The sequence below is a fragment of the Daejeonella sp. genome (assembly GCF_044232565.1).
Lineage (GTDB): Bacteria > Bacteroidota > Bacteroidia > Sphingobacteriales > Sphingobacteriaceae > Daejeonella.
Genome location: NZ_JBIILQ010000232.1, coordinates 1 through 4,265, shown reverse-complemented (window position 1 = coordinate 4,265; position 4,265 = coordinate 1). Strand labels below are relative to the sequence as shown.

The 4,265-nt window shown below is 31.0% G+C and carries 3 protein-coding genes; 2 read left to right on the top strand and 1 reads right to left on the bottom strand.

Features of this window, described 5'->3' with window-relative positions:
- Positions 1-672 (bottom strand): tRNA1(Val) (adenine(37)-N6)-methyltransferase (locus ACILQF_RS11070; protein WP_395627469.1); only part of this gene is annotated, 672 nt, incomplete at its 3' end.
- Positions 673-1,548: 876 nt separating this feature from the next.
- On the opposite strand from ACILQF_RS11070, the gene ACILQF_RS11065 reads away from it, so the two are divergent.
- Both ACILQF_RS11065 and ACILQF_RS11060 read left to right on the top strand, forming a co-directional pair.
- Positions 1,549-3,723 carry a glutamine synthetase III gene (locus tag ACILQF_RS11065; RefSeq protein WP_395627468.1) on the top strand — a complete coding sequence of 725 codons (2,175 nt, stop codon included), beginning with the start codon at positions 1,549-1,551 and terminating at the stop codon, positions 3,721-3,723.
- A 193-nt stretch (positions 3,724-3,916) separates the two neighbouring features.
- Positions 3,917-4,265, top strand: a 349-nt coding sequence (locus tag ACILQF_RS11060) for an AIR synthase related protein (protein ID WP_395627467.1), incomplete at its 3' end; no start/stop codon positions are given.

Genomic DNA, 4,265 nt, shown 5'->3' with positions numbered 1-4,265 from the left:
TGCGGTATATATCCCCGGAGTCTCGTAGATAACAAACTTATCATGATTTGGTTCTGTAGAATTTAATCCTATTTTAAATATTCTTCTATGTGCGATAGAATCCGCAAAGGAATAAACCATTTTAATTCCATTTATGTGCAAATTAGGCATTGATTGGATTAATTTTTCAATTAAATTAGATGTTTCCATCGGCAAAATCAAGAAAATGCAGCCATTTTCAGTTAGTTTACTGGCGGATTGAATTAATAAATTCTCAAAAAAACCTTTAGTAGTGTGTCTAGCTATTTCTTTAATACTATTTTCAGACTTTAAGGAGTTAATAAAGAATGGCGGATTTGAAATAATCAGGTCATATAATTCATTGTCTTTTATAAAGAATTCTTCAATTGAAGAATGAAAGGATTTAAGTCTATTTGAAAAAGGTGATTCCGAAAAATTTTTTTCTGCTCTTTTTGAAGCATTTTCATCAATTTCTACAGCATTTATGGTAGCATTTACAAATCTTTGGGCAAGCATTAGTGCAATTAATCCGGTACCCGTTCCAATATCAAGTATTTTTTCGGGGTTTTCTGATTGTGCAAGTGCAGCAAGGAGTACTCCATCCGTATTAACTTTCATGGCACAATCGGATTGATTGACTTGGAACTCCTTAAAATGAAAAATATTATTCATTGTTTATATGTGTGTATAAAGGAATCCCCCAGTGGATTAAGCAACAAACACAAATCAAAAAGCCCTTTATTTATCAAAATCTAAATATTGAAATAATTAAATTTCGGAAGAAAATTCAATCCCTCATTATTTAAATAATAAAATCAAGTAACTAATAATCTCAAAGCTTTTTACGCTAAGAAAAATAATCTCAAAAGCCTTTCAAGAATTGAGAATAATTAAATCTGATATTTGCTTTGTCAGGCAATTTTAGTGTTAATTAATACCTGTCTAATCTATAAAATTCTTGTAAGATTTATTAATAGAGTAATTAGCCTAAAAAATATTTTAATACCTAGAAATCATTAATATTAGTACCAATTAACTGACAATTTTAATTTATTTAGCTATAATTTTAAAAATATTGTAATTTATTTCATTATTATTCCGATTTTTTACCAATTTAATAAAAATATGGTGAATAAATAGAAATAAATACTTTTTATAGGTAGCAAAGAGTATTTATCATTTGAATAAAGATTGGAGCACTTTAATTCTTTCTCCTTTAAAAAAAAATCATGTTCCCTATAAAATCAAAGTTAATTCTATTAAAAGATTTAATTAAATAGATATAACGAATATTTGAGTTTCTTTTAAATAAAAAATAGAAATTATAGCCGATTCGATTACCTTTTTAATAATTTTGTCTGTTAACAAGATAAATATTGATCATAAATCACATTATTTTTGATATTTAATCGAAAAATGATTTAATTAAGTTCATTTTTATTCATAAATGCTTAAATAAAATAAAATATTAATATTTTTTTGATATTTTTATTGAAATTTTAATCAAATTATTTATTTTTAATACAAATAAATCTAAAAACCTAAATAATGTCATCTCTAAGATTCCAAGCACTAAACTCAGTACTATCTAGGACAATTCCTGAAGTACAAATGCCTTCATCAAAACTTTCAGATTTTTATGGTTGCAATGTCTTCGATCAGAAGAAAATGAAAGATAGTTTATCTAAAGAAGCTTTCAACAGTATTGTAGAGTCTATTAATTCTGGAACTCCGATAGATAGAGGCATTTCAGAACAAGTAGCTTCGGCAATGAAATCTTGGGCAATGTCTAAAGGTGCAAGCCATTACACGCATTGGTTTCAACCTTTAACAGGAACTACTGCAGAGAAACATGATTCTTTTTTTGAGCCTGGTTCTGACGGACAAGGATTAGAGAAATTTTCAGGTGAAGCCTTATCACAACAAGAGCCTGATGCATCAAGTTTTCCAAACGGAGGTATTAGAAGCACATTTGAGGCGAGAGGTTATACTGCATGGGATCCATCATCACCTGCTTTTATCATTGGCTCTACATTATGTATCCCAACTGTATTTGTATCCTATACAGGTGAAGCATTAGATTACAAGGCTCCCCTTTTAAAGACTATAAGCTTAATGGACAAAGCAGCTGTTGCTGTTGCACAGTACTTTGACAAAAATATTGATAAGATTAATAGCTCGCTGGGTATCGAACAGGAATATTTCTTGGTTGATTTAGCTTTATTCAATGCTAGACCCGATTTGTATCTTACAGGAAGAGCTCTTTTCGGACATATGTCTGCTAAAAACCAACAATTAGATGATCATTATTTTGGATCTATCCCCGAGCGTGTTTTAGCTTATATGCAAGATTTTGAAACTGAAGCAATCAAGCTCGGCATACCATTAAAAACACGCCATAATGAGGTGGCTCCTTCTCAATTTGAATGCGCTCCATTATATGAAGAAATGAATCTTGCCATCGACCATAATTCATTATTAATGGATTTAATGGATAAGGTAGCTCGAAGACATAATTTCAAAGTACTTTTACATGAGAAACCTTATGCCGGAATTAATGGATCAGGAAAACATAATAACTGGTCGCTGATAACTAATACAGGCAAAAACTTACTTTCCCCTGGTAAGACCCCGAAAAACAATTTAATGTTTCTTACCTTCTTTGTAAATACAATCAGAGCTGTTTTCGAATATTCAGATTTACTTAGAGCCTCCATTGCATCTGTAAATAATGATCATCGTTTGGGGGCAAATGAGGCTCCTCCCGCCATTATCTCAATGTTCTTAGGATCTCAATTAAATGATTTACTTGATGAGATCGAATCTTCAAGGGTAACAAATAAAATGAAGCAAGAGCCATCATTGTGGACAAATATTCCTAAAATACCACAAATCTTATTGGATAATACTGATCGTAATCGTACATCACCTTTAGCTTTTACAGGAAACAAGTTTGAATTGCGTGCAGTGGGTTCCTCAGCAAATTCTGCGAATCCAATGACCATTTTAAATACCATTGTTGCGAATCAATTAAATAAATTCAAAGCTGAAGTTGATAAATTGATCAAAAAGGGAGAAAAAAAGGATGTGGCTATAATGACAGTCATCAAACGTTATATCAAAGAATCTAAGGCAATTCGTTTTGAAGGTAATGGCTATAGCGATGAATGGGCAGAAGAAGCCAAAAAAAGAGGTTTGTCAAATATCAAAACCACTCCTAAAGCACTTGATGTTTTATTAGATCCCAAAACAGATAAATTATTTGAAGAAACTGGAATATTCAGTAAACGTGAGTCGCATGCACGTCATGAAATTCTTTTAGAAAGCTATTTCAAAAAACTTCAAATTGAAGCAAGAGTAATGGGCGATTTAGTTGACAACGTAATTATCCCTACGGCTATTAATTACCAAACAACTCTTATTGATAATGTAAAAGGCTTAAAAGAGATTGGATTAGGCGAAGAAACGTATGCCGCTCAGCTTGAAATTATTAAGAAAATTTCAGGACATGTTAATTTTATCAGAACAGCGAACCTAGAAATGGTAAATGAACGTAAAAAGGCAAATAATATTGAAGATATTAGAGATAAGTCTATCGCTTACGATGAAAAAGTTAAATCTTTCTTTGATCCAATTAGATACCATGTTGATAAATTAGAACAATTAGTTGACGACTCAAAATGGCCATTGCCAAAGTTTAGAGAATTATTATTCCTAAAATAGTATTTCAGTTAACTGATTATTATAAACACCAGAAACAATAAGAAAGTCCTCAATTTGAGGACTTTCTTATTTTATTATAATCATAGTTTATAATTATTGAAAATTAACTTAGATAATACCTTAACTAAGCTATGAAAAGCTAAATTTGCCAAAGCTCAGTTTTATACTAATTACTATTATTATTTTTGCGTTAATGTCAGATCTTAAATATAACCAGCGCGGCGTTTCAGCTGATAAAGAGGATGTGCACAATGCCATCAAAAACATCGATAAAGGGATTTATCCAAAAGCATTTTGTAAAATCATTCCTGATATTCTAGGTTCCGATGAAGCTTATTGCAATATTATGCATGCAGATGGCGCTGGAACAAAATCATCTTTGGCATACATTTATTGGAAAGAAACAGGTGATCTGTCTGTCTGGAAAGGAATAGCTCAAGATGCCATTATTATGAATCTTGATGATTTATTATGTGTTGGTGCTACAGATAACATTCTACTCTCCTCAACTATTGGTCGCAATAAAAACTTAATACCGGGTG

Coding starts and splice junctions, on each gene's coding strand:
- ACILQF_RS11065 (WP_395627468.1), top strand. CDS start 1,549: ATGTCATCTCTAAGATTCCAAGCACTAAACTCAGTACTATCTAGGACA.